The sequence below is a fragment of the Gardnerella sp. DNF00571G genome (assembly GCF_049262695.1).
Classification (GTDB): Bacteria; Actinomycetota; Actinomycetes; order Actinomycetales; family Bifidobacteriaceae; genus Bifidobacterium; species Bifidobacterium piotii.
The window spans coordinates 780,318-806,475 of sequence record NZ_CP058396.1; the positions used below are offsets into that span (position 1 = coordinate 780,318).

The 26,158-nt window shown below is 43.3% G+C and carries 23 protein-coding genes; 2 read left to right on the plus strand and 21 right to left on the minus strand.

What is annotated here, in order from left to right:
* Positions 1–11: 11 nt before the first annotated feature.
* The 11 genes from HXT30_RS03275 to map form a co-directional block, all read right to left on the minus strand.
* Positions 12–890 (minus strand): amino acid ABC transporter permease, encoded by an 879-nt coding sequence (locus HXT30_RS03275; protein ID WP_422111268.1) that lies wholly within the window; start codon positions 888–890, stop codon positions 12–14.
* A 33-nt stretch (positions 891–923) separates the two neighbouring features.
* Positions 924–1,889 (minus strand): ABC transporter substrate-binding protein, encoded by a 966-nt coding sequence (locus HXT30_RS03280; RefSeq protein ID WP_422111269.1) that lies wholly within the window; start codon positions 1,887–1,889, stop codon positions 924–926.
* Positions 1,890–2,119: 230 nt separating this feature from the next.
* Positions 2,120–2,974, minus strand: a complete 855-nt coding sequence (locus HXT30_RS03285; protein WP_422111270.1) for an amino acid ABC transporter ATP-binding protein — start codon at positions 2,972–2,974, stop codon at positions 2,120–2,122.
* 83 nt (positions 2,975–3,057) lie between these two features.
* Entirely contained in the window at positions 3,058–4,053 is a 996-nt protein-coding gene (locus tag HXT30_RS03290; RefSeq protein WP_422111271.1) for an amino acid ABC transporter permease, read from the minus strand.
* A 143-nt stretch (positions 4,054–4,196) separates the two neighbouring features.
* Positions 4,197–5,123: an ABC transporter substrate-binding protein gene (locus HXT30_RS03295; protein WP_422111272.1), complete on the minus strand. Its 927-nt coding sequence runs from the start codon at positions 5,121–5,123 to the stop codon at positions 4,197–4,199.
* Between the two features lie 250 nt (positions 5,124–5,373).
* Complete coding sequence (gene smpB / locus HXT30_RS03300; RefSeq protein ID WP_415688223.1) at positions 5,374–5,862, minus strand: SsrA-binding protein SmpB; 489 nt, start codon at positions 5,860–5,862, stop codon at positions 5,374–5,376.
* Positions 5,863–5,915: 53 nt separating this feature from the next.
* Positions 5,916–7,232 carry a CHAP domain-containing protein gene (locus HXT30_RS03305; protein ID WP_422111832.1) on the minus strand — a complete coding sequence of 439 codons (1,317 nt, stop codon included), beginning with the start codon at positions 7,230–7,232 and terminating at the stop codon, positions 5,916–5,918.
* A 240-nt stretch (positions 7,233–7,472) separates the two neighbouring features.
* Complete coding sequence (ftsX, locus tag HXT30_RS03310; RefSeq protein WP_004130639.1) at positions 7,473–8,396, minus strand: permease-like cell division protein FtsX; 924 nt, start codon at positions 8,394–8,396, stop codon at positions 7,473–7,475.
* Positions 8,396–9,679: a cell division ATP-binding protein FtsE gene (gene ftsE, locus HXT30_RS03315; protein WP_422111273.1), complete on the minus strand. Its 1,284-nt coding sequence runs from the start codon at positions 9,677–9,679 to the stop codon at positions 8,396–8,398. The genes ftsX and ftsE overlap by 1 nt, the downstream gene beginning before the upstream one ends.
* Positions 9,680–9,790: 111 nt before the next feature.
* Positions 9,791–10,912: a peptide chain release factor 2 gene (gene prfB, locus HXT30_RS03320; protein WP_422111274.1), complete on the minus strand. Its 1,122-nt coding sequence runs from the start codon at positions 10,910–10,912 to the stop codon at positions 9,791–9,793.
* A gap of 107 nt (positions 10,913–11,019) precedes the next feature.
* Positions 11,020–11,793: a type I methionyl aminopeptidase gene (gene map / locus HXT30_RS03325; RefSeq protein WP_016785904.1), complete on the minus strand. Its 774-nt coding sequence runs from the start codon at positions 11,791–11,793 to the stop codon at positions 11,020–11,022.
* A gap of 91 nt (positions 11,794–11,884) precedes the next feature.
* Here map and HXT30_RS03330 point away from each other — a divergent pair, with 91 nt between their 5' ends.
* Positions 11,885–14,017, plus strand: a complete 2,133-nt coding sequence (locus HXT30_RS03330) for a M13 family metallopeptidase (protein ID WP_422111275.1) — start codon at positions 11,885–11,887, stop codon at positions 14,015–14,017.
* A 154-nt stretch (positions 14,018–14,171) separates the two neighbouring features.
* On the opposite strand, the gene HXT30_RS03335 is transcribed toward HXT30_RS03330, so the two are convergent.
* Entirely contained in the window at positions 14,172–15,389 is a 1,218-nt protein-coding gene (locus HXT30_RS03335) for a CAP domain-containing protein (RefSeq protein WP_422111276.1), read from the minus strand.
* 390 nt (positions 15,390–15,779) lie between these two features.
* Between HXT30_RS03335 and HXT30_RS03340 the strand changes: the two genes are divergently transcribed.
* Positions 15,780–16,379, plus strand: a complete 600-nt coding sequence (locus HXT30_RS03340) for a single-stranded DNA-binding protein (RefSeq protein WP_422111277.1) — start codon at positions 15,780–15,782, stop codon at positions 16,377–16,379.
* Between the two features lie 205 nt (positions 16,380–16,584).
* On the opposite strand, the gene HXT30_RS03345 is transcribed toward HXT30_RS03340, so the two are convergent.
* The 9 genes from HXT30_RS03345 to prmC form a co-directional block, all read right to left on the minus strand.
* Complete coding sequence (locus HXT30_RS03345; RefSeq protein WP_422111278.1) at positions 16,585–18,414, minus strand: proline--tRNA ligase; 1,830 nt, start codon at positions 18,412–18,414, stop codon at positions 16,585–16,587.
* A gap of 244 nt (positions 18,415–18,658) precedes the next feature.
* Positions 18,659–20,107 carry a PIF1 family DEAD/DEAH box helicase gene (locus tag HXT30_RS03350; protein ID WP_422111279.1) on the minus strand — a complete coding sequence of 483 codons (1,449 nt, stop codon included), beginning with the start codon at positions 20,105–20,107 and terminating at the stop codon, positions 18,659–18,661.
* 66 nt (positions 20,108–20,173) lie between these two features.
* Positions 20,174–20,881: an oligoribonuclease gene (orn, locus tag HXT30_RS03355; RefSeq protein WP_422111280.1), complete on the minus strand. Its 708-nt coding sequence runs from the start codon at positions 20,879–20,881 to the stop codon at positions 20,174–20,176.
* A gap of 71 nt (positions 20,882–20,952) precedes the next feature.
* Complete coding sequence (locus HXT30_RS03360) at positions 20,953–21,237, minus strand: type II toxin-antitoxin system YafQ family toxin (protein WP_004136925.1); 285 nt, start codon at positions 21,235–21,237, stop codon at positions 20,953–20,955.
* Positions 21,230–21,538: a type II toxin-antitoxin system RelB/DinJ family antitoxin gene (locus HXT30_RS03365; protein ID WP_422111281.1), complete on the minus strand. Its 309-nt coding sequence runs from the start codon at positions 21,536–21,538 to the stop codon at positions 21,230–21,232. The genes HXT30_RS03360 and HXT30_RS03365 overlap by 8 nt, the downstream gene beginning before the upstream one ends.
* Positions 21,539–21,760: 222 nt before the next feature.
* The gene (gene guaB / locus HXT30_RS03370; protein ID WP_004130610.1) at positions 21,761–23,305 is read right to left on the minus strand and encodes an IMP dehydrogenase; all 1,545 of its coding nucleotides are present in this window, start codon (positions 23,303–23,305) and stop codon (positions 21,761–21,763) included.
* 175 nt (positions 23,306–23,480) lie between these two features.
* On the minus strand, positions 23,481–24,584 hold the full coding sequence (locus HXT30_RS03375; protein ID WP_422111282.1) for an MraY family glycosyltransferase: 1,104 nt from the start codon (positions 24,582–24,584) through the stop codon (positions 23,481–23,483).
* Entirely contained in the window at positions 24,581–25,243 is a 663-nt protein-coding gene (locus HXT30_RS03380; RefSeq protein WP_422111283.1) for an L-threonylcarbamoyladenylate synthase, read from the minus strand. Before HXT30_RS03380 ends, HXT30_RS03375 begins: the two co-directional genes overlap by 4 nt.
* 21 nt (positions 25,244–25,264) lie before the next feature.
* On the minus strand, positions 25,265–26,152 hold the full coding sequence (prmC, locus tag HXT30_RS03385) for a peptide chain release factor N(5)-glutamine methyltransferase (protein WP_422111284.1): 888 nt from the start codon (positions 26,150–26,152) through the stop codon (positions 25,265–25,267).
* Positions 26,153–26,158 lie beyond the last annotated feature (6 nt).

Sequence of the window (26,158 nt, forward strand, 5' to 3'; positions counted from 1 at the left end):
TTCAATTACTGCTATCTGTTGCTATGAATGCTATCTGCTTTTGCTTCAAATCCTTTGCCAAAATGCTTTTCTAACATAACCTGCAAAACCATCAAAACAGACGTAATCACCAAATACCAAACACTAGCAACAATAAGAAGCGGAATCGGCTTATAAATACGATTAGCAACAGCATTAGTAGCAAACTGAAGCTCCAAAGTAAAAGGAACAGCCAAAACCAAAGACGTAGTCTTAAGCATACCAATAGTCTCATTACCCAAAGGCGGAACAATAATACGCATAGCCTGAGGCAAAACAACCCTACGCATAGTCAAAGACCTACCCATACCCAAAGCCTGAGCAGCCTCAACCTGACCAGCATCCACAGCCTCCAAGCCAGCACGAACAATCTCCGACAAATACGCAGCCTCATTAAGAGACAAACCAATAACAGCAGCATTCAAAGAAGTCATAACAACATTAGAATCAATCGAGAAAAACTCAACAGACGTAAACGGAACACCCAAACTCAGCTTAGGAACAAGAACCGCAAACATACCCCAAAAAACAAGCTGCGTATAAACAGGCGTACCACGGAAAAACCAAATAAAGAACCAACTCACGGCTCGAAGAACAGGATTAACACTCTTACGCATCATAGCCAAACAAACAGCCAAAACAATCGCAATAACCATAGAAAGCAAAGTCAACAACAAAGTCCAACCAATACCAGCAAGAACATTCTCGTTAAAAATGTACTTCCAAACGATTGCCCACTCAAATCTAGGATTTGTAGCAATTGAATACACAAGAGCACACGCTAGAATCGCAACAATAATGCCAGATATAATATGTCCAGGTTTTTTGACTGGCAAAATACGCTCGTTGTTGTTCTTAATTTTAGCACTCATGTTCTTATCCTAGTCTAATCAACTAAAAAGCAATCACACTTTTGGATTTACTTCTGGGTGCTTAATCATAACGTCTTCAACACCCCACGACTTCATTATTTCTTGATACGCGCCAGTTTGTATCAGCTTTTCAATACCCGCTTTTATTGCTTCTACAAGCTGAGTATCTCCTTTTTGAGCAATAATACCCATAAGAGCTTTATCGCGGCTTTTACCCAATGGCTCCAACTGGCCGTCCGTTTGCTCAATCGCAAAACTAGAAACAGGAGTATCTGCATACATAACGTCTGCGCGGCCTGCAACCACTGCAGTCGTAGCATCCGTTTGTTCCCTAAACGCAAGAACGTCTAATGGCACTTTGCGACTTACTTTACAGACATCTCTTGCGTCATACATTTGAGTTTCGCTTGTTGTTCCAACTTGAACAGACACTTTTTTACCGCATAAGTCGTTAAGATTCACATTTGTTGGATTGCCTTTTCTAACAACAAAAAGCAAGCCAGCATCCGCGTACGTTACAAAATCAACCGACTTTTCTCGCTCTTTGCTAACCGTAAATCCCGAAACACCAATATCAAATTTGCTTCCAACAGATGGCAAAATCGCGTCAAAAGGCGCGTGAACAATGCGAAGCTTTAACCCCATTAATTTTGCTAACGCTTTGTTTAAGTCAATTTCGTAGCCTACAACCGTTTTTCCATCTCTAGCATAAAATCCTGCTGGCGCATACCCAACATTAGTACCCATTACAAGCTCGCCACTTTCAACAAGCTTTTTTGGCAACATTGCAGCAATACTTTTATCTTTTTTAATACGATTAACGTCGTAGCTGCGAGCTAAAAGAGGATCTGGCCCAACCGCATCGCTTGTTCCACAAGCACTAGAAAATCCTAGTAAAGATAGCGACGTAAACGCAGCAACAAATCTTAGCCAACGAGATACACGAACGCCGTTCTTACTATGCGAGTTTGATTCGCATGAAGAACATGCATCACTCATACTAATCTCCGAATAAATTGGATGGAATATTCAAACAATGAACAACTTTACACTATGTTTGTTATTACACAAACACGCCAAACACTACGCAAAATATTCTTTGCGTAAAATTGTTTGAATAATAATACTAATCAAAATAAAAAGGCTGCAGCAAACACCACAGCCATAAATTATTCATAATTTTACACAAAATACTTTAATTTTTACGTATTTACATTTATATGTTAAGCTTACAAAACGTTGTGCAGAAAATCCTTGAACCTTTCAGTTTGAGGATTATCAATAATCCCAGACGTTCCACATTCAACAACTTTTCCGCCATCCATAAACACAACCTGATCTGCAACTTCTCGAGCAAAACCAATCTCGTGAGTTACAACAATCATTGTCATTCCATCGTTTGCCAAGTCGCGCATAACATTAAGCACTTCTCCAACAAGCTCTGGGTCTAGCGCAGACGTAGGCTCATCAAAAAGCATGATTTCTGGCTTCATAGCAAGCGCGCGAGCAATAGCAACGCGCTGCTGCTGGCCGCCAGAAAGTTGCGAAGGATAATGATCTACGCGGTCCGCCATTCCAACGCGCTCAAGCTCTTTAACCGCTAAATCGTGCGCTGCAATTTTATCCATATGCAAAACGTGAACTGGAGCTTCCATAACGTTTTCAATAGCCGTCATATGCGGGAACAAATTAAAACGCTGAAACACCATTCCAAGCTTTGCGCGCTGCGCTGCAATCTCTTTATCGTTTAACGCTTGCAAAACCTCTTTACCCTTACGAACAACAGTTTTTACGCCAATGCGCTCGCCATAAATCGTAATTTTTCCAGATGTGATTGTTTCAAGCTGGTTCACTAATCGCAGCAAAGTTGACTTTCCACTTCCCGAAGGACCGAGTATAACTGTTACACTTCCTGGCTTAACAGTCATATCAATTCCCTTAAGAACTTGCAAATTGCCAAAGCTCTTATGCAAATCGCTTATAACTACTGCTGGAATATCATTATTATTATTCTGATTTTGTACGTCTTGCACGCCTTGCGCATCTTGTACGCCCTGCTCTGCAGCTGTTGTATTACTTGTCATTTTTCCTCAAATCTAATAAAAACTAATGGAATTTTACCATTTATAATGCACTTATTTATGCTTGCATTATGCGATCAATACAACTATGCGTTAAATCCAAGCATTGTTGCATTATTGCGACCATTTACAGCATCGCTAGCAGCTTTAATGGCCTTGTCTCCACGCTTTGCAGCATTCGAGTTGATTTGCGTATTTTTTACAATGTCTTTTGCTTCGAATCCTTTGCCAAAATGCTTTTCCAACATAACCTGCAAAACCATCAAAACAGACGTAATCACCAAATACCAAACACTAGCAACAATAAGAAGCGGAATCGGCTTATAAATACGATTAGCAACAGCATTAGTAGCAAACTGAAGCTCCAAAGTAAAAGGAACAGCCAAAACCAAAGACGTAGTCTTAAGCATACCAATAGTCTCATTACCCAAAGGCGGAACAATAATACGCATAGCCTGAGGCAAAACAACCCTACGCATAGTCAAAGACCTACCCATCCCCAAAGCCTGAGCAGCCTCAACCTGACCAGCATCCACAGCCTCCAAGCCAGCACGAACAATCTCCGACAAATACGCAGCCTCATTAAGAGACAAACCAATAACAGCAGCATTCAAAGAAGTCATAACAACATTAGAATCAATCGAGAAAAACTCAACAGACGTAAACGGAACCCCCAAACTCAACTTAGGAACAAGAACCGCAAACATACCCCAAAAAACAAGCTGCGTATAAACAGGCGTACCACGGAAAAACCAAATAAAGAACCAACTAACACCACGCAAAACAGGATTAACACTCTTACGCATCATAGCCAATCCTATAGCAAGAACGATTGCAATAATCATAGACAAGAATGTGAGTATTAGCGTCCAACCAATACCAGCAAGAACGTTGTTGCTTATAAGATAAATTCCAACAACATCCCACTCAAATCGCGGATTTGTGACTATAGAATAAAGCAGCGAACATGCGAGTATAGCTACGATTACGCCAGCTACGATTGGTCCAGGATTTTTGACTGGCAAAATACGCTCGTTCCCTTGCGAATTTTGTAAAGGCTTTTTAGTTAAACTGTTAAACATACTTTCTCCATAAAGGCTTTTGGTTGCAACATATGCAAATTACTAACTAGCAATCACTAACTAGCAATCACTATATATTAAATACAAAAATTGGCGTGCGATTTTACTTATGCAGTAACTGTAAACGCACGCCAACTTTAAGATCATACTTCTGGGTTTACTTGCGCTTCCTTAATGGCAACGTTTTCAACACCCCACTTCTTTAGAATGTCTTTGTAAACGCCATTCTTCATAAGCTTATCGATTGCGGCCTTAATAAGCTTTAGCATCTTAGCATCACCCTTCTTAACGGCTGCGCCCATTGGCTCCGCATCGTTGCTGCTTTCTAGAATCTCTAGCTTTCCGCTATTCTTTATTGCAGCGTATCCAGCAACAGGAGTATCTGCATACATAACGTCTGCACGGCCAGAAAGCAAAGCTGTAGTGGCATCTGTTTGATCCTTAAAGCTTAAGATTTCTAGCGGCTTATTGTTATTCGCCTTGCATTGCTTTTTGGCTTCTTCCATAATCGGCTCGCCAACAGTGCCAGTTTCTAATGTAACTTTTTTGCCGCAAAGATTCTTTGGATCCACCTTAGTTGGATTGCCTTTACGAACTTCAAAAGATAAACCAGCGTTTGCGTACGTTACAAAATCAACGGACTTCATACGTTCAGCGTTGACTGTAAAGCCAGAGATTCCAACGTTATACTTGCTTCCGATTGCTGGAATAATGGAATCAAACTGAGCATGCATAATCTTGGCCTTTAAGCCCATCAACTTTGCTAGCGCTTTAGAAAAATCAATTTCGTAACCGACTGGGGTTTTGCCATCGGCAGCAAAGAATTCTGCAGGAGCATAGCTAACATTTACGCCAACAGTTAGTTCGCCAGTTTTTGCAACGCTTTCTGGAACAAGCTTTGCAATCTCTTCGTCTTTTTGAACTTTGCTTACATCGTAGCTGCGTGCCACATCTGGGTCTGCTGCTTTAGAATCAGCTGGGCCGCAAGCGCATGTGCATCCAATCAATGCAAGAGTTGCAATTGCAGCAACTGGCTTAGCGAACATAAAAATCTTATTTGACTTAAGCATTTTCTTCTCCTGTTCAATCCTTCAGTCTTAAAGAATAAATAACTTATAATTTACAGTGATATGCATAACTATACACGATATCGCTACTAAATTGCGATTATTAAAATACAAAAACTGAATATTCATAAATTGCCATACATGCATATGCTAAAAATCAGCGAAAAATAACGAATTACAAAATCAAAAAGCCGTATATTATTCGCAAAAATGAATAATATACGGCGTGTCGCTTATAGACCCACTACATGAATCACCTAGATTGCATATTCTTGTATCGCATAGCGCGCAACGCCTCGCGCTTATCTTGTTCTTCGCGCAATGCCTGACGCTTATCGTACTCTTTTTTGCCTCGCGCCAAAGCAATCTCAACTTTAGCGTAGCTGCCCTTAAAATAAATCCTCAAAGGCACAATCGTATAACCTTTAGCTTCAATTTGCCTAGAAAGCTTAGCTATTTGAACAGCATGAAGAAGCAGCTTACGCTTGCGTTTTGGCGCATGATTATTCCACGTTCCATTTAGATACTCTGGAATATTCGCGCCTTCTAGCCAAATCTCACCACGCCTATCAATATTTACAAACGCTTCAGCTAAAGAAGCTCGGCCTTCTCGCAAAGACTTAACTTCGGTTCCAGTAAGCGCAATACCTGCTTCGTAGCAATCTTCAATCGCATAGTCGTGGCTAGCTTTTTTATTTCTTGCAACAGTTAAAGTACCATCTGAACCAGGTTTCTTATCCAAACTACACCAACCTAAATCGAGTCATACCTAAATCAAATCATAAAAATTAAAAATTAATAGTGAACATACTCATAGCTGCCAGCATTGCTGATAGTCCTATAAGACGGGAAAGTTGCAAACCCAACGCCACCTTCGGATATAAGCACGGAGCCATCGGAATTTACGCGCTCAACAACAGCAACGTGACCATACGTAGGGTCGGATCCAGCAGCACCTCTAGAAAACACCATAACGGCACCAACGTGTGGAGTGCGATTTACAAGATAACCGAGTCGGCGCCCAGAATTTGCCCAGTCTGCGCCGTTTCCCATAAACGACCCAACAGGCAAACCAAGCTGCGACCTACGCAAATACGCCCAAAGCGTGCATTGGCGAGCAGGGTATGCAGAACCTCCAGCAGTATTACCAGTATTATGACCGTAGCAATTACCAGAACCAGCAGGGCAATTGCCAGGAACTGAGTAATTCATTCCACTTGCAGCACCATTAGAAAGAGGCAACGCAGGCAAATAAGGCGCACTCCAACCGCCACCGCGCATTTGTTGGCGATTAGCATTTGGATTCATGCGAGCTGCAGCAGACGCAGCCAAAGCTCTAGCTTGAGCGTCGATTTGAGACTTTAACGCAACGATTTCTGCAGCCTCACGAGCCGCGCGAGATGTAAGACTGCTTTTTTGGCTTTCCAGCTGCTTTCTAAGAGCACTTCCCTGGTCTCGCAAATTTTGCAAAGAACGCTGCTTATCTACAGCAGCTTTTGCTGCAGCTTGCGCGCTTTGTGCCTGGTCTTGAGCTTTTTGCTTTAATTTTTGAATCTCATCTTCTATAGCAGCCAAACGCTGACGCCTATTCATTGAGTTATTCAAAGTAACAGCAGCATCGTTAGCAGCATTCGCCTCACTACGAACAACAGCAGCTTCCGATTGAAGTTTTCCAACAAATTGCTCGGTAGTTGTTGAATTGGTTACCATAGCCATTACGTTAGAAGCGTTTGAACCGTGGAAACTTTTCCGCGCAAGCTGGGCCACAGCAGCCTTTGCGTCGTCAAAATCTTCGCCAGTTTTTTTAATCTTTTCTTCCAAATCACGCTTATCTTTTTGAGCAGATTGTAAACGTTGATTTGTTGATTCAACAAGACTCATTGCTTGTTGCGCTTGATCTTGAGCCTGTTGAGCTGCTCGAATCTGGTTTGGAATTTGATGCTCGTTAAGATCATTAAGCTCTAAAATCTTATCTGCAAGCTGCTTACTAACTCCAGCCAATTGCTTTTTAAGAGCCGCATTACTTTGCACTTTTCTGTTGTAATCTTGCATTGTTACAGCATTCGCACGCAAAGGAGTATACGCAAGTAGAATAGTAAATGCAGAAAGCATAAGAACGCCTAGCACAATTACGCTAGAAACAGCGCGCTTAGAATAGTAAAAATAGCATCTTTTGCTTTCAAACTTTCTGCCCAACTTGCTTTCCTTTCAACCTTTACAAGCACTAAAGCGAATTATACATTGAAAATCTTATTAATCGTAAGCGTTTCAAACCAATCTTAAGTTTTATATCACTTATATTTAGGCGATTTATTCAAGACGATTTACTTATAACGATTTATTTAAGACAATTTACGCTTGCAAATATCGTCTCAAAGCAAACGCAGAGGCGATTATTGAAAGCAATACAGCTCCAATAACCAACGCTGGAACAGTCATCCAAACAGTTGCTTGATTAACAAACGGCATCCAACGAACGTTTTGCGCAAGCCAATCCGTAATAAACACTTTAACAACAACACTTAGCGCGCAACCCGATAGCAAAGAGCCTATAAGAGAAGCAAACGCTCCCTCTAAAATAAACGGCATGCGAATAGTCCAATTAGAAGCACCAACAAGTCGCATAATCTCCGTCTCTTGCTTTCTAGAAGCCGCAGACATGCGAATCGTAGTGCCTGTAAGCATAATCGCAACAACAACCATAACTGCAGCAAGCACAATAGTCACAGCTGTTGCGTGATTCAAAACACTAAATACTGGGTCAAAAATCTGCCTTTGATCCACAACTTCTTCTACGCCTTCGCGCCCCGAAAGAACCTCGGAAACAACTTGATATTTTGTTGGATTTGTAAGCTTTAGTCGCAAGGAATCTTGCATATCTGCAGCTGTTAAAGTGCGGCCTTGATATAAGCCATTAGGATATTGCTTAAGAAAAGTGTTCTTGTAAAACTCACTTCTGCTAACGTAAGTTATGTTTGAAACGTCTGAGCCAAGTTCTTGGTTAATAATGTTTTCTAACTTTACGATTTCGCTCTTTGTTGGAGCTTTTCCAGAAGCGCAAGATGCTGCCTGACTCGTGCCATCTGGGCAAAGCCACGCAACCACTTCTACTTTGTCGTACCAATCGCCCTTAGCTTTTGTGATTTGCGCTTGCATAAGAACAGATGCGCCTATAAACAAGAACGATATAAACGTAACGAGCATTACCGAAATAATCATAGAAACGTTTCTGCGTAAGCTAATCCACGTTTCGGAGAATATGAATCGCAATCGCATTACTCGTCTCCTTCGTTCTTAAGATTTTCGCTATTATTCACTTCTGTTTTATTCGCTTCTGTTTTATTAACTTCACTATCGCTAGCTTTGCTATTAGAGCTTGTTTCATTCGACTCGTCAACGCTACTGGCGTCACCCTTATCTTCTGATTTTTTTGCAGGAGGAGCAGGCGGAATCGAAAGCCCACGCCCCCAAGTCATAGTTGTTTCTAAAGGCTGAAAAACCTCGCCATATCTACCCGTTCTGCCAGAATGAACAGATTGCGCAAGACGAGCAATACCCTCATTATTTTCGGACCCATTTTGCAAAGTTTGAGCAACAGCATCCATTGCCTTTTTTGCTTGAACTGCACGCTTTGCGCGTTTAGACATAAAACGATAATTTTCTTGCGACTCGTCAAAACCATTTGCATTTATAGGCGATTGACTATTAGCATTTGAGCTAGATTCTGCATTTGATTCGGCATTTGATTCGCCATTTGAACCGCTCTTAGAATCGCCCTTAGAATCAGCAACAGCCGCACTAATGGAGTCTCCTTCTACAGCTTGTTGAGCTTTCGACTTTTGCTCAACATCTGCGTCTGGGAAGTAAAGCGCAGAATCGTAAGAACCCTCGCGCTCATCTCGCACAATATGACCAGAATGAAGCTCCACAACGCGCTTTCGCATAGAGTTAACAATTTCCTCATTGTGCGTAGCCATAACAATCGTAGTACCAGTGCGATTAATGGCGTCCAAAACTTCCATAATTCCAAGCGAAGTTGTAGGATCCAAGTTTCCAGTAGGCTCGTCTGCAAGAAGAATTTGCGGATGATTAACGTACGCGCGCGCAATGGCAACTCGCTGAGCTTCACCACCCGAAAGCTCGTGCGGATAATTATTCTCCTTGCCAGTTAAACCAACTGTTTCCAAAACTCGCGGAACAAGCGACTTAATCGTAGAGCGGCTCGTGCCAATAACCTCTAGTGCAAAAGCCACATTTTGATACACAGTTTTATTATTAAGCAGCTTATAATCCTGAAAAATAAAGCCGAGCGACCTTCTATACTGCGGAACCTGGCGATTTACCAGTCGCCTCAAGTCATTGCCAGCAACGTGAATCTCGCCTTTTGTGGCTTCTTCTTCTCGCAAAAGCAAACTCAAAAGCGTTGTCTTACCAGACCCAGAAGCGCCCACAAGAAACACAAAATCTCCGCGATTAACGTCTAAAGAAATATCGTCCAAAGCGGGGCGCGTGCCCTTAGGATAAATCTTCGACACATGTTCCAGCGAAATCAGAGACATATCTGCATTTTCCTTTACGAACTATTGAACGATATTCTTTACTTTTTACTATCTTATAGATTGTTTTTGATTTTAGGCACTTTACGCTAAGTCAAAACAACCTAAACGCAATTATCCGCGCTTTGCAGCAACTCGCTGCTCGTGCCTCCATCGAATGCCAGCTTCAATGAAACCGTCAATATCTCCGTCAAAAACAGCTTGAGTTTGCGAAGTTTCGTAGCCTGTGCGCAAATCCTTTACCATCTGGTACGGGTGAAGAACGTAGGAGCGCATCTGATCTCCCCAACTTGCCTTAATATCTCCAGCAAGCTCCTTCTTTTTAGCAGCTTCTTCTGCATGCTTTAACACAAGCAAACGCGATTGCAAAACTGCCATTGCAGCGGCACGGTTCTGAATCTGGCTGCGCTCATCTTGCATAGAAACAACCAAACCAGTAGGCAAATGGGTAATACGAACAGCAGAATACGTAGTGTTTACGCCTTGTCCGCCAGGACCAGACGCTTGGAAAGTATCTACGCGAATGTCTGAATCTGGAATGTCAATATGATCCGTAGCTTCAACAAGTGGGATTACTTCCACGGCACTAAAGCCAGTTTGACGCCTGCCTTGATTATCGAATGGAGATATACGAACCATTCTGTGAGTTCCGCCTTCTACGGAAAGACGACCATACGCGTATGGAGCATCCACCTGGAAAGTCGCAGATTTAATACCAGCTTCTTCCGCATAAGACGTGTCCATCATCTTAGTTTTGTAGCCATTTCGCTCTGCCCAGCGCAAGTACATTCTAAGAAGCATTTGCGCAAAATCAGCCGCATCTACGCCACCAGCGCCAGATCTAATAGTAACTACAGCTGCTCGCGCGTCGTATTCTCCGTCAAGAAGAGTTTGCACTTCCATATCGTCAAGCTCGTGAGCAATAGAACCAAGCTCCTCTTGAGCCTCGCTCATAGAATCGGCATCGCCTTCTTCTTGCCCAAGCTCAATCAAAGTTTTAGCATCTTCAATGCGCTGATCTACAGCTTGCAAACGCTTTAATTGAGACTGAGCTGCCGAAAGCTTACTCGTAACTTGCTGAGCGTGCTCAGAGTCATCCCAAAGTCCAGGCTGTGCAGCTTGCTTTTCTAAATCTGCAATCGTAGACTTAAGCGAATCAATATCTATTGCTTTAGAAATCGAAGAATACTTTGCTTCAACATCATTTAACGCTTGAGCAAAATCAAATTCCGCCATTTACTTAAAGTACCTCTTTATGTTTTATTATGTTCGTTTTACGCAATTACTATTTAACTTTTACGTTAAAGCTTTACGCAATTATTTACACATTTACTATTAAAAGTTTAGCGAACAGTCAAAATCTCTGGACCATTCTCTGTAATTGCAATCGTATGCTCGCTATGAGCACCGCGCGAACCATCTGCAGATCGAAGAGTCCAACCGTCTTTTGGATCTTGATAAATCTCGTCAGTAGTCTTTAAGAACCACGGCTCAATAGCAATAACCAAGCCTGGGCGAAGCTTGTAGCCGTGGTGAGCTGTGCCATCGTTAGGAACGTGCGGATCGCCATGCATAATATGACCAACTCCGTGGCCGCCAAACTCAAGATTTACGCTGTAACCATACTCGTGAGCAACGCATCCAACAGCTGCAGAAATATCCCCAAGACGGTTGCCAGGCTGAGCCATGTTAATGCCAGCCTCGAGTGCTTCCTCAGTGCACTTAATCAAGCGCAAATCTTCTGGATCTGCATGCTTTCCAACAACAAAGCTAACAGCAGAATCTCCAACCCATCCGTCAACGTTAATCGCTAAGTCAAGCGTTAGCAAATCGCCGTCTTTAAGGTTGTAATCAAAAGGAACGCCATGAAGAACAGCATCGTTTACAGAAGTGCAAATGTAGTGCGCAAAAGGACCAGTTCCAAAATCAGGAGCGTAATCAACATAGCAAGAAGACGCACCTTTACGGCTCATAATGCGTTGGCGAACAAAGTCATCAATCTCAAGAAGATTTGTTCCAACTTTTGTCATTGCTTGTAAATCTTTAAGAATACTACCCACGAAGCGACCTGCAGGCTTCATAGCTTCAATCTCGGATGGAGTTTTAAGTTCAATCATGATTTAAGACTAACGCGCAGGCACGAAAATAGCACAAAATATGGCGAAAATACTAGCCAATGATGTCGCTTAATACTTGTAATCTAGGCACATGCATAATAACAATGAAAATAATAATAAAGAATCGCAGAAGGAAATTTCTGCTGTAAATTTTGACCCAGCTTCCTTCTCTTCGGTTATTCGACCACAAGACGATTTATTCCGTTACGTAAACGGCCCTTGGATTGACACTTACACTCTTCCAGAAGACAAACCAATGTTTGGTGCTTTCTACAAGCTTGCAGAAGATGCAGAGACGCAAATTCGAGATATTTTAGAAAGCGAAGATTGCCCAGCCAAAAAGTCGCGAATCTTATACCGTAACTATTTAGATACTGCATCTATTGAAAAAGCTGGAATTACGCCAATTAAGAGCGATTTAGACGCTGTTGATGCAGCTAGCAGCAAAGAAGACTTAGTTCGCACTATTGCTTCTCTTACTCCATACGGCGGCCCAAATGCAATGTTTGCTTTTGGCGTATGCGGAGACCCTAAAGACCCTAAGACGAATATTATGCACATTGAGCAGGCTGGATTGGGCTTGCCAGACGAAGCATACTATCGCGAAGATAATTACGCTCCGATTCGCGCTGAATACGTAAAAATGGTAGCAAAGTTGCTGCGATTAGCTGGTTACGGAGATGCCACTACTACAAGCGAGCAATCGGAACGTTTCTTGAAGGTTGAGACACAAATCGCAAGCAACCATTGGGATAATGTAGCAACACGCGATTCTCAAAAAACTTATAATCCTTACGATTATGAAGATTTGGCAAAAACGCTTGAAGCGTTAAATCTTGACGCCTTCTTAGATGCTGCTCAAAAATCTTACGATAACTCGGAAGAAGCAAAGAATCAGCCAATAGATTTTCGCAAAGCTTTTAGCAAAGTAGTAGTTCACGAGCCAAGCTTTATAGAAGGATTGAATAAGATTTGGCAAGAAGCCGACTTAGAAGATCTAAAGCTTTGGGCACGCGTTCATGTGATTTTGTGCTGGGCAAGCATGTTAAGCGAGGACTTTGCTGGAGCTAGATTCGACTTCTACGGCAAAGTGCTTTCTGGTGCCACAAAGCCTCGCGACCGCTGGAAGCGCGCAATCGGAGTTGTTGACGATGCTTGCGGCGAAGAAGTTGGCCGCGAATATGTGCGTTTGCACTTCCCTGAGTCTTCTAAAAAGTATATGGAAGGCTTAGTTAGCAATCTTATTAACGCATACCGCGTATCGATTTCTAACAGCAGCTGGCTTGGCGAGGAGACTAAGGCAAAGGCTTTGGAAAAGCTTAGCAAGTTTGAGCCAAATATTGGTTATACAAACCATTGGATTGACTACTCTGCGCTAAATATTAAGGAAGACGCTGGCTTAATTGAGAATATGCGCGAAGTTTCTCGATTTGTGTTTGGTAGGTATACTGCAAAAGCTGGAGAACCTGTGGATCGCGAAGAGTGGCAGATGACTCCGCAAACCGTAAACGCTTACTACGATCCGCTGCTTAACGTAATCGTGTTCCCAGCTGCGATTTTGCAACCTCCATTCTTTAGCCCAAGTGCTCCTGACGCAGCAAATTACGGTGCTATTGGTGCAGTAATTGGCCACGAAATCGGCCACGGTTTTGACGATCAAGGTTGCGAATACGATGGCGACGGCGTACTTAACAATTGGTGGACTGAAGAAGACAAAACCAACTTCACTGAGCGCACTAAAGCGCTTATTGAGCAATACAATGCTTTTACTCCAACGCAGCTTATTGTTAAGTATTCTCACTTAAAGAGCAAAGAAGAGCGCAATGCAATGCCTCACGTAAATGGCGCTTTAACAATCGGCGAAAATATTGGCGATCTAAGCGGCGTAACTATTGCGCTTAAAGCGTACGCTTTTGCTTTGCAAAAGAGCAATGGGCAAGAGATTGACGGAAGTGACGATGCGATTCGCGAAACTTTGCTTAACGCTCCTAAGGTAGATGGCTTCACTGCTTTGCAACGATTCTTCTTAAGCTACGCGCTTGTGTGGCGTTCAAAGTCTCGTAACGAGATTGCGGAGCAATATCTTCAAATCGACCCACACTCCCCTGCAGAATGCCGCACTAACGGCATTGCTCGCAACGTTGACTTGTTCTACAACGCATTCGACGTTAAAGAAGGCGACGAGATGTGGCTCGACCCAAGCGAGCGCGTACACATTTGGTAAATCGCAACATTTTGTAAGTCGCAAATAATATAAACAAATAATATAAACAAAAAGCCTGCAAACGTTTAATACGTAAGCAGGCTTTTTATATTGATTCTTTTTATGTTTATGTGACTTGCTAATCAGACCAAATAATCAGACAAGCTAATCAAACTCACACACCAAAGGCGTATGTCTTAACATCCGACAAGTTGCCGTTCTGATCATATGCCTCAAAATGAGTCCAATAGATACCTGGACGTGGGCTCCACAAAGCCCAAGGACCATCAAATCCCTCAACCCACTGCTTAGCATTGTAATCGTAGATCTTAATCTTGGTAGAACCATTAGGATTATTAGTAGTTGCGCCAAGAAGAACACTATTACCCTGCCATGCAGCGTACGTTCCAGCAATAACAGTCTGACTTGGAACCGTGTAGTGGAAAGCAATTGTCTTCTCTAAAATAACTTTCTTGGTAGAAGGATCGCGTACTTCGCAATGCAACCAATAGTCGCCTGGCCTTGTAACCCAAGAAGCCCAGTTTCCAGTACTCCAATCAGCAATAGTTGCCCACTGCTGAGTACTCAAATTGTAAGAAAGCCAACGATACTCAAGAGGCTTATCGCTATAGGCATTTGCGCCAACAGCAATGTCGTTGTCTCGAATAATCCACGCAAAATCAAGGTTAGTAGCGTTATTGCTATTTAGCTTGCCATTTTGATAGTCGGTATCTCCAGCATAAGTTGACAAAGTTAAAGCAGATACTTTTCCGTGAGGACCGCCAGCAGCCTCGCCATAGCCGAAGGAAATGTTTTCTGGGTTCAAAATTTGATATAAGTGAGCGTTATCACCATTTATCATGCCATTAGCTTGGCGCAATTGGGATTCCTCTTCGTTTGCCCAATCATGCATAGATTCTTCTGGATCTTCGCCCCAAGCAAGGTTTTCACCCCAAGCCTTACGACCAGTGTAGTCTGGAAGGCTTACGCCATCTGGACCCAAATGATCAATCTTGCCATGCTTAGCAGTCTCTTCTGCGCGACGATACGCATCTTCTTCGTTTGCGCGATCGTAGCGAATACCATCAATATATTGCTCTTTTGTAAGACCCTTAGAAGTAACATAATCCGCAAGAGGCATGCCGTTCATAAGTGTAACGCCATCTTGATAATACTTTAAGCGCAAATTACGTATTTCGCCTAAAATGTAGCTTGCGACTTTATTGTCTTTAATCTGCCAATTTGTATTAACATTTGCAACGCTGTTATTAGGCAAATCAACCAATGTACTAGCAGATACTGCAGTAGATCCAATCATTGCTGCACAAGCAACAGCCGATGTTGCAACAGCCAGGCATTTCTTTACAGAAAACACATGCAACTTATTCCACATAAGTGTAGTCCTCTCTCGTATACGAACATAACTATCTCTTAGCAATTTTATGTTCAGCATTACAGTAAGTAGAAGTAAGTAAAATCTAGGCTCACTCTATGCTAAACAAAACAAAAACCGCTCCTTTAAGTATACCAATCTACATATATTTTTTAGACTTTTAATCCGATACTCGCTTTTGCATATTTTGTCAAGACTTTTTAATCAATGTGAATAAAACATAGGCTTTAACCACATTTATAAAAATATATTGCGCAACTATTTTCCATAATTCATAGTTGATTCTACTGCGGCGAATTTGCCAAAAGCCACGATAATCAACACGGTTTTGCGCGATGAACTTCGAGACTTAAATTAGTCGCAGTCCAAACTCTTGAAAGGTTGAAAAATATGGCACAGCAACAAGCAACATTAACAATCAGCGGATACGTTGGAAGCGACCCTGTAAACTTTAGTCGCAACGAAAACGCGCCCGCATGCTCGCTAAGAATCGGAAGCACTTCTTCTTACTATCATAACGAAGAAAAAGCATGGAAGGAGCGTCCAACAACATGGATGACTGTAAAAGCGTACAAGTCGCTAGCATCAAACGTGTTAAAAAGCGTGCATAAGGGAGATGCAATCGTAGTTTGCGGAAATTTAAATACGGAATCTTGGCACAAAGATGGAGAAGACCGATCGCGAGTGGTTCTAGAAGCAACATCAATCGGACACGACCTAAATCGCGGAATCAGTGAATTTACTAAGACTTCGTATGCTAGAAACAGAAGCATTGCAAACGTAGAGTCTAAAAACAAAGACTATAGCGAAAATGGAGATAGTCAAAATCAAAACTTTGCAATGAAAAATCCAATGTCTTCTAAATCAAATTCTTCTATTCAAGATAATTCTCAAGAAGATTCTCAAGAAAATGAAGAGATAAATGATTTTGGAGGCCACTTAGATGAAGAAGAATACAAAGATATTGAAGGAGGCGCCAATGACTTTTAGAAAAGTCTAATGATATTAAACATTAGACTCAAGCATAGTGTTCATTAAAATTGTTGTTACTATTCATAGCAATATTGCCGCTGAAAATAATGCACACACATGCAAAATATGCAAATAGCAAATGTGCAAAGCATTATATCAACGGCAATATTGTTTTAATCGTTCAATTGTTTAATCGCTGATTAGTTGTTACAAATTATTGCGATTACAATTGCTCGCGAACGCGCTCTACAATGCGGCTAGCAGCCTCATCAACTGGAACTGCTTCAACATTTGAGCCATTGCGATTGCGGATTTCAATCGTGCCATTGTTCACAGTATCTCGGCCAGCAACAGCAATCAGCGGCACGCCAACAAGCTCCGCATCCTTAAACTTTACGCCTGGAGAAACCTTTGGACGATCGTCGAAGATTACTTCGATTCCCTGCTTGCTAAGCTCTTCAACAACTTTCTCAGCAGCATCGAAAGCAACTTGATCTTTGCCAGTAGCAACAACGTGAACTTGAGCTGGAGCAATCGCCATAGGCCATGCAAGACCAGCATCATCGTGATGCGTTTCTGCAAGGCACGCAATAACGCGGCTAACGCCAATACCGTAGCAGCCCATCCAAACTGGCACAGCTTTACCGTTTTCATTAAGAACGCTTAAGCCCAAAGCCTTAGAATACTTTAAGCCAAGCTGGAACACCTGACCAATCTCCACGCCACGCTCAAAGCTAAGCGGACCAGAACCGTCTGGGCTCATATCTCCATCGCGCACAAGCGCTGCCTCAACAACGCCATCAGCCTCAAAATCGCGGCCGTAAACAGCGTTGTAAACATGCTTGCCGTCTTCGTCTGCTCCTGTAATCCAGGCGCTTCCCTTTGCAACGTGAGCATCCATCAAGTAGCGAACAGGGCAAGCAATTTTGCTACCATCTTTGCGAGCTTGAGGACCTAACACGCCAGCGCCAATATAGCCCTTAACAAACTCAGGATGAGACTTTAAGTCATCCTCGGTTGCTTCTTCGATTTCTGCAGGAGCAAATTGAGCTTCAAGACGCTTCATATCTACCTGACGATCTCCTGGAACACCAATAGCTACGATTTCGCGCCATGGCTCCTCGTGCTCGCCGCCGACTGCATCTGCAGGGTGCTTAACAGCAATAATCAAGTTCTTCAAAGTATCGCTTGCTTGCCATTCGCGGCCGTCTTTGCGTGGATGCAAATCGTTAGAAACTTTAACCAAAGCTTCAATCGTCTTAGCATCTGGAGTATCAAGAGCTTCTGCTGCAGGAGTTGCCGAGAAGTCAACATCTTGCATTTCTGGTGTGGTCAAAGCCTCAACGTTCCAAGCTTTTCCAGAAGGAGCGAGAGCAAAAGTATCTTCACCAATTGCCATTGGAGCCAAGAATTCCTCGGAATCCGATCCGCCCATAGGGCCAGAAACAGCGTGAACAATCACGTATTTAATGCCCAAGCGGTCAAAAATTCGAGCGTAAGCAGCGCGCTCTTCAACATAAGCAGACTTCAAACCATCTTCGTCAATCGAGAACGAGTAAGCGTCTTGCATAATAAACTCGCGGCCGCGAATAAGGCCAGCGCGCGGACGGAACTCGTCGCGATACTTAGTTTGAATCTGGTACAAAGTTAGTGGCAAATCCTTGTACGAAGAATACATATCTTTTACAAGAAGAGTAAAGACTTCTTCGTGCGTTGGAGCAAGAAGATAGTCAGCCTCATGGCGATCTTTAAGGCGGAATATGTTGTCGCCGTACTCTTCCCAACGGTTTGTAGCCTCGTATGGCTCGCGTGGAAGAAGCGCTGGGAAGTGAACTTCTTGAGCGCCAATACCGTTGATTTCTTCGCGAATAATCGCTTGAACTTTATTGAGTACCTTTAGACCAAGCGGCAACCACGTCCACACGCCTGGAGCAGATTTACGAATGTAGCCTGCGCGCTGCATAAGTTTTGCGGAATTAACGTCCGCGTCTGCTGGATCTTCGCGCAGCGTACGAAGAAACAGCTTAGACATACGAAGTACATTAGAACCCATGCGTTCCAATCTATTTGCGCACGAGGACATAAACACTTGTTTACGCGCATCAACAAAAATAAAAACACTTTACCGACTTTGTAGCTCTAAATAGAGTGTTGGACTACAAACTCGGGAAACAGCCTCCGCACTTTGTACCAAATTTGACCCAAAACACGTACAAAAAGCGGAATATAGATTATGTCGTTCGCGCAGATTAGCCACAAAACGCTCTAAGCTAAAAGGCATGTCGTTGCGCAAAATGCTAAAACTCGTCATTGAATCCAAACTCATCGTTGCTAGTACTTGCAAAAATATCAAGTTCCTGCTGATTAACGAATTCGTTTTCTAACGTGTTTTTTACGAAAGAATTAGCACCACTGTTAGCAAGAAGCTTACTTGCTTTCTCAGAAGCTTCGCGCAAAGAGCTATCAAGAATCACAGCATCCGCGCAAACGCTAAACGCGCGGTCATTAATGCCCTCTAAATAAAGTCCACTCAAATTTTCCACGCGCGAAAGCGCAACATAGCCCATTCCAGGCGCAAAAGTACGGCGCAAATCCATAACAGCACTGTCAAGCGTCATTCCTTGCGACTTATGAATCGTAATTCCCCACGCGCATCTAAGTGGCACTTGATTTACGCTAGCAAGAACAGTTTCACCATCCGTCATCTCCCACGCAGCAGGCTTAAGAGTAACAATATTGCCGTTTTCAAACTCAACAATCGGCCATCCACCCTTGGATTCAGGTGCAAATCGCAATACGCGTCCAACAGAACCGTTCACATATTGCTTATCTTGGTCATTTCGCAAAGCCATTACAGCCGCACCAGCCTTTAATACAAGACGTTCAGGCGCAAGCATGTTCTTTTTTAAGCGCTCTACAAGATTTTTAGGTCCAGCTTGCGTTGCTACAAATTCGTGAGGCTCAGCATCAATCGCAGCAAGTTGCACATTATTTAAGCCGTCCGCTTGCGCGTTTGTTGGAAAAAGATGAACCGAAACTTCGCTATCTTGAGGATATTCGCCAAGTCGACTAGCAAGAACTTGCTTATCTTCATCGCTCACTATGCCACTTCGAATATCCGTTAAAACGCTAAGAAGCTTACCATCATCTTGCCTGTGTTGTTCTGTTAAATAGCACACAACAGGTTTTAGAGAATCCCACGCAAACGATTCCGTAATATAGCCTTCGGGATTTTTGCCAGCAGCAGCATACTTTTCGCGCGATGTAATAAACTCCGGGCTAGGCTCGAATACATCGCGATTTCGCGTAGACATGCTAACTGGAGGCAGCTGGAAGAAGTCGCCAGAAACCACCACTTGCAGTCCACCAAAAGGCAAATCATTTTTGCGCACCTTGCGGCACACTTCGTCAACCATGTCGAAAAGCCAAGCGTGAATCATGGAAACTTCGTCCAACACAAGCACGTCTGTGGCTTTTATGCGCTTTGCGCGCCTAGCTCTAATGGTTTTAAGAAGCGAATCGGTAAGCGCGTTTGCAACGCCTGTTCCACTCCACGAGTGAATGGTTTGGCCGTTCAAATGCGTTGCTGCAATGCCCGTTGAAGCCGTTACTGCAACGCTTAAACCGTTCTCGCGCATTGAGCGCACAGCACGATTTAGAACATACGTTTTTCCCGACCCAGGAGCGCCCGTTAAAAACACACTTGCGCCTGCATTGATTATTTCTAACGCTTCCGATTGCTTCATTGGCAGCACCTTTTATTTGCGCTATTTGCGCTATTACGTTTAATGCGTTTAATAGTCACGCTTTGTTTAATAATCGCGCTTTTCTGCGGAATTTACGTCTTCTAATGCTTCACCGCGGCGCTCATAGTCACGAAGCAAGCTCGTGCTTTCAATGTGTTGCGCGCCCGCTTTTGCCTTGGATTCGCTTGGTCCTGGAGCTGGAACGAACATCATGTCTCGGTAGTAGCGCAACTCGTCAATCGACTCAATAATATCCGCGAGCGCACGGTGACCGCCGTGTTTCGCTGGCTTATTGCGGTAAACGTCTGGGTAAAGTCTGCGCGAAATCTCCTTCAATGTGCTTACGTCGATTACGCGGTAATGCAAATTTGCCATTAAATCTGGCATGTAGCGGTCGAGGAATTTTTTGTCTGAGCCAACGGAGTTTCCAGCAAGATGCGCTTTCCCGTGCTCTGGCAAAAATCGCTTTACGTACTCAACAACCTGCTTTTGTGCTTCTTCTAGCGGCAAACCGTTTTTATTCCACTCGTCAACAAGACCGGAAGACGTGTGCATATTGCGCACAAAATCGTTCATATTAGCCACAGCAGCATCGCTTGGCTTAATCACTAAATCAATGCCATCGTCTAGAACTTTCAAATTAAAGTCAGTTGGAACTACAGACACTTCGCATAATTCGTCGTGGAAAATATCGAGACCAGTCATCTCGCAATCAATCCAAATTAAGCGCGATTCTTCCGGCGTAAACGTAAGATCTTCCTTAGCTTCTGCCATTTTCGTTCCTTTCCTAATATTTTTTTGAACCCATCAGCCTACATCTTCCCACCGACTACTAGACCCTAAAATTAATTAAACAAATCATCATGAGAGCCAGTTCTAGTGAGTACAAGCTGCAATTCTTCTTTCTCAATCTTATAAATCAGAAGCCAATCCCCCTCAATATGAATTTCCCTATACCCTTTCCAATTACCAGTAAGAGAATGATCTTTATATCGAGTAGACAACAGTTGCTTATCTTGTTTCATTAGGGCATCGATTGCATGCTTGAATTTTATTGGATCTACATGCTTTTTCAATAAAGCTTTGAACTCTTTTTTGAATTGAGTTGTACGAAATACTGATTTAAGCATCTAATAAATCCTGCATAAGTTCATCTGTGTTATTAAATGATTTTCCCTCATGTGCTTCAGATTGACGACGAGCTTCAACACTCTCACGGCTTTCACGAGTAATCAAAAAAGGCATAGCCTGATCAACAATTGACTGTCTTAAAAATACATTAATCGCAGTCGACAAATCCATTCCCATTGAAGAAAATAATTTTTTTGCTTCCTCTTTAACTCTAGAATCTGTGCGAAAACTCACAGTTGCTTGAGACGTATTTTCAGCATATTTACTTTTGGCGCTATCGCTAACCAATATCGCAGACAATTTTATACACACTTTCTAATGATTTTTATTTTTATTAAATTGCTATTGTAATACAATATACATACAACAGCAATCATAATGTTTAAACAAACAAAAACGACGAAAAGTTAGAAAGTAGCAAATAAGACTTAGCTAACTTTTCGCCGTTTAGTGCAAAAATACTTGCGATTTATACGCGACATATACGCGACATATACGCGCAACTCGCACACAACTTGCGACTTAGTTGTGGAAACCGCTGTAGTTTGGCGCTTCTGCAGTCATCACAATATCGTGAGGATGCGATTCCCTAAGGCCTGCATCCGTAATGCGAATAAAGCGACCGCGCTCCTGAAGCTCCTCAATATTGTGAGCGCCAACGTAGAACATTGATTGATGCAAGCCGCCAAGCAACTGGTAAAGCACAGCGTTAAGTGGGCCGCGGTATGGAACTTCGCCTTCCACGCCTTCTGGAACCACCTTATCGGAGCTAGTAACATCTGCCTGGAAGTAACGATCCTTAGAATAAGACTTCTTACCGCGAGGAGCCATTGCGCCAAGCGAGCCCATTCCGCGATAAAGCTTGTATTGCTTGCCGTGAAGCAAAACCTTCTCGCCTGGAGCTTCCTCACATCCAGCCAAAGTGCCGCCGAGCATAACTGTATTTGCGCCTGCAACCAAAGCCTTAGCAATATCTCCAGAATAGTGAATACCACCATCAGCAATGCATGGAATTCCAGCAGCCTTGCAAGCTTGAGCAGCGTCATAAACAGCGGTAAGCTGAGGCACGCCAACACCTGCAACCACGCGCGTAGTGCAAATAGAGCCTGGTCCAACGCCAACCTTTACAGCGTCAACACCAGCGTCAATCATCGCCTGCGCACCTTGGCGAGTAGCAATATTTCCGCCAATAATTTGCACGCCGTCAAAAGCCTTATCTGCCTTAATTCGGCGAATCATGTCTAGTGCCAAGCGAGCTTCGCCGTTTGCTGTATCAACAACAAGAACGTCTACACCAGCTTCCATAAGCGCGCACGCACGCTGCCAAGCATCCCCAAGGAAACCAATTCCAGCAGCCACACGAAGTCGACCCTGGTCGTCTTTAGTGGCATCTGGGTACTGCTCAGTCTTAACAAAGTCCTTAACAGTAATCAAACCTGTAAGCTTGCCTTCGGCATCAACCAGCGGCAACTTTTCAACTTTGTTTTCCGCAAGCAAGCGATGCGCGTCTTCTTTAGAAATATTAGATGGACCAGTTACAAGATTTTCGCGAGTCATCACGTCTTTGACTTTCAAGCGATCGTAATCCTCGGAAGCAATAAAACGCATATCGCGATTGGTAATAATGCCAACTAAACGATTTTCGCCATCCACTACTGGCAAGCCCGAAATATGGAAGCGCCCGCACAATTTATCTAAATCGGCGAGCGTTGCATCTGGGTGAACAGTGAGTGGATCGGTAATCATACCCGACTCGCTGCGCTTAACAATATCTACTTGCGCAGCCTGATCATCAATAGAAAGATTGCGGTGAAGTACGCCAATTCCGCCATTTCTAGCCATTGCAATAGCCATATCCGACTCGGTCACAGTGTCCATTGCTGCAGAAATTGCAGGCACTTTCATGGTGATTTCGCGAGTTAGATGAGTAGTTGTATCTACTTCGGATGGAATTACATCGGTTTCATTTGGAAGCAGAAGCACATCGTCGTACGCGAGGCCGAGCTTTTCGAAAATTGGAGGAACAGGAGTATACGCAGATTGCATGTTCATATCAGTTGTAACCATAGAGTCACTATACGTTTTTGCTATGACGTTTGCAAAAGCCGCGTTTCATACACAATATTTAGTGGCCATTTTCGCTGAATACACTATAGCGTGATTAAACACGATTATCTACGATTATCTGCGACCAATGCGATGGGTACTGCGATTAGCATCAATTCAAACACTACTCCACTTTTTACGAATTTCGTAATTCCGGCAGCCGCCTGCGCAAATATGGCATCATTGTAAGAATTGTAAGCAACGCTGTTGCAATAATCATGCCAACAAGCACGTAAACGGCTTTAAAGAACAGAATCATTATTGACCCAAAAGATATAAGCGCCGCCCATCCCCACAAAATAAGCACCGCGCCTTGCACCGAATGCCCAATGCGCAACATTCTGTGATGCAAATGCATGCGGTCTGGATGCATTGGCGACTGCCCTTTTGCAAGCCTTCTGCATATTGCTAAACACATGTCTAACACTGGCAAAAACAGCACTAAAATCGGCAGCAAAATCGGCATAAACACTGGCAAATAGATGCTTGTGTGCACGGAAGATGGGTCTAAGTGACCTGTCATTATAATAGACGCGCAAGTTATTAAATACCCGATTAGCATGGAGCCAGAATCGCCCATAAAAAGCTTCGCTGGATGCCAATTGTGCAAAATAAACCCTAAGCACATTCCAACCATTGCAACGTCTATAAGAGTTGCCATTGAAGCGTAGCTTGGAGATGTGCGCGCAAGAATATAAGAGTATGTTGCGAATGCGATTCCGCCAATGGCTACAATTCCAGAAGCCAGCCCATCTAGTCCATCTACAAAGTTGACTGCATTAATTGAAGCCACGATTAGTATTGCGGTTATTGCGATTGAAAGACTTGGAGACGCTGTAACTAGAGAGCCGAGCGGCAACGCTACGATTTGTAATCCTCCCCACGCTACAAAAACAGCTATTAGCAATTGACCTGCAAGTTTTAGCATCCAATCTAAGTCCCAAATATCGTCGCAAACACCCAAAAGGCATATTAGTACCGCTCCAGCCAAAACTACCCACGGCTGGTGTGTTCCTGCAAAAAGCCCAGAAATAAAAGGCATGGAGCTTGCAAATGCCATCGACACAGCAAAGCCGAATAGCATTCCAACTCCACCCATACGGGGCGTAGGTATTGTGTGCACGTCGCGAGCGCGCACTTTTCCTACGGCTCCTATGCGAATCGCAAGATGACGCACAAGCGGCATTATTAGCCACGTTGCGCCGCCTGCGATTGCTGCTATAAACAGGTATACCCTCATTTCTTGCGACTTTCTGCTCTTATCTGTTCTTCACTTATAACGCCTTCGCGCAAAATCACAATTCCGTCCGCGTCTGCTGAATCCGCGCCAACTACTGTGCTTGCTACATGCGAGCGCGTTGGCCCAGCGTTTAAGTACAGCGGAATTTCGTCTCCAAAAGCCTCGAACGCTTCTTCTACGCTGTCTGCGCTCTCGTTTCCACTGCGATTTGCGCTAGATGCAGCCAATGGGCCAGTAACTCTTAAAATTTGCATTAATTCTGGGCAATCTGGCACGCGCACGCCTTGAGTTGCTTGAGTTTTCTCATCAGTCTCATCTGCTTTACAAAGCGTAGCAAGCCTTGTAGCTACCGAATCTTTTTTTGCGCGCGCGATTGGCGAGTATCCGCCTGGAAGGAATTTTTCCGCAAGCACGTCTAGTGGGCTTGGCAAGTAAAGCCCAAGTTTTTCTAAGTCACTTACACTGCTCATAAGTATTTGCAAGGCTTTTGTGCGCGGCCTGCGCTTTAGTTGATAGATTTTCGCTACTGCATCCTCGTTAAATGGATCGCATGCTACTCCGTAAACTGTGTCTGTTGGCACTACAATTACTCCGCCCGCGTTGATTATTTGCGCCGCAAGTTGCAATGATTCTTCGTTAATCGTGCAAATTTTACTCATTTTTAGCCTCTTTTTTGCATACTACAATTTTTTGCATACTACAAATCTTGCTCTGTTTGTTAAGTCGTTTTTGACTTTTACGCTGCTAAATCCTACGTTTTTTGCATAATCTGCAAGCGCTTTTCCTTGCGTAATATCGTGTTCCATAACCATTATTCCACCCCTACGCAAATACGCAAAACTCGCTTTCATAATTTTTTGCGGTATTAGTAGTCCGTCTTTAGATCCACCATATAACGCCATTTTTGGGTCGTAGTCGCGAGCTTCAATCTGCTCTAGTGGCTTGCTTTCTGGCACGTATGGAGGATTCGTAATTACTAAGTCTACTCGATTTTTAATCGCAGCTGCTTCTGTAAGATTAGCGTTTGTAGCATCGCCTAATATTGCGTGATATCTGTTTAAAATATCATATTTTTCTGCGATTTTGTTGTAGTTTTTTTGCAAATATTCAAAAGCTTCTGGCGATTTTTCAACAGCCCACACTTGCGCGTTTGCAACTTCGCTTACTACCGATAATCCAATCGCTCCCGACCCTGCGCACAAGTCTAAAACAATAGGATTTTTTAGATTATTTGCGCGAATCCAATCTATTCCCTCTTGAACTACCACTTCTGTCTCGGGCCGCGGCACAAAAACGCCTTGCCCAACTATTAGGTCTATGTAGCGAAAAGTTGCGCATCCAATAATGTGCTGCAATGGCTCGCGCGAAGCACGCCTAGATATAAAAACGCTATATTTGCTAGCGTAATCGGGCGAAAAATCTTTAAAATCGCCAAGTATTAGCGCTTTGTTTAAGTCTGCTAAGCTTATGCCACAAGCGTGTGCTAAAAGTACACGAGCGTCATATTGTGGAGAATCTACGCCTGCTTTACAAAGACACGCAATAGCATTTTGCAAGAGTTCGCGCATAATACA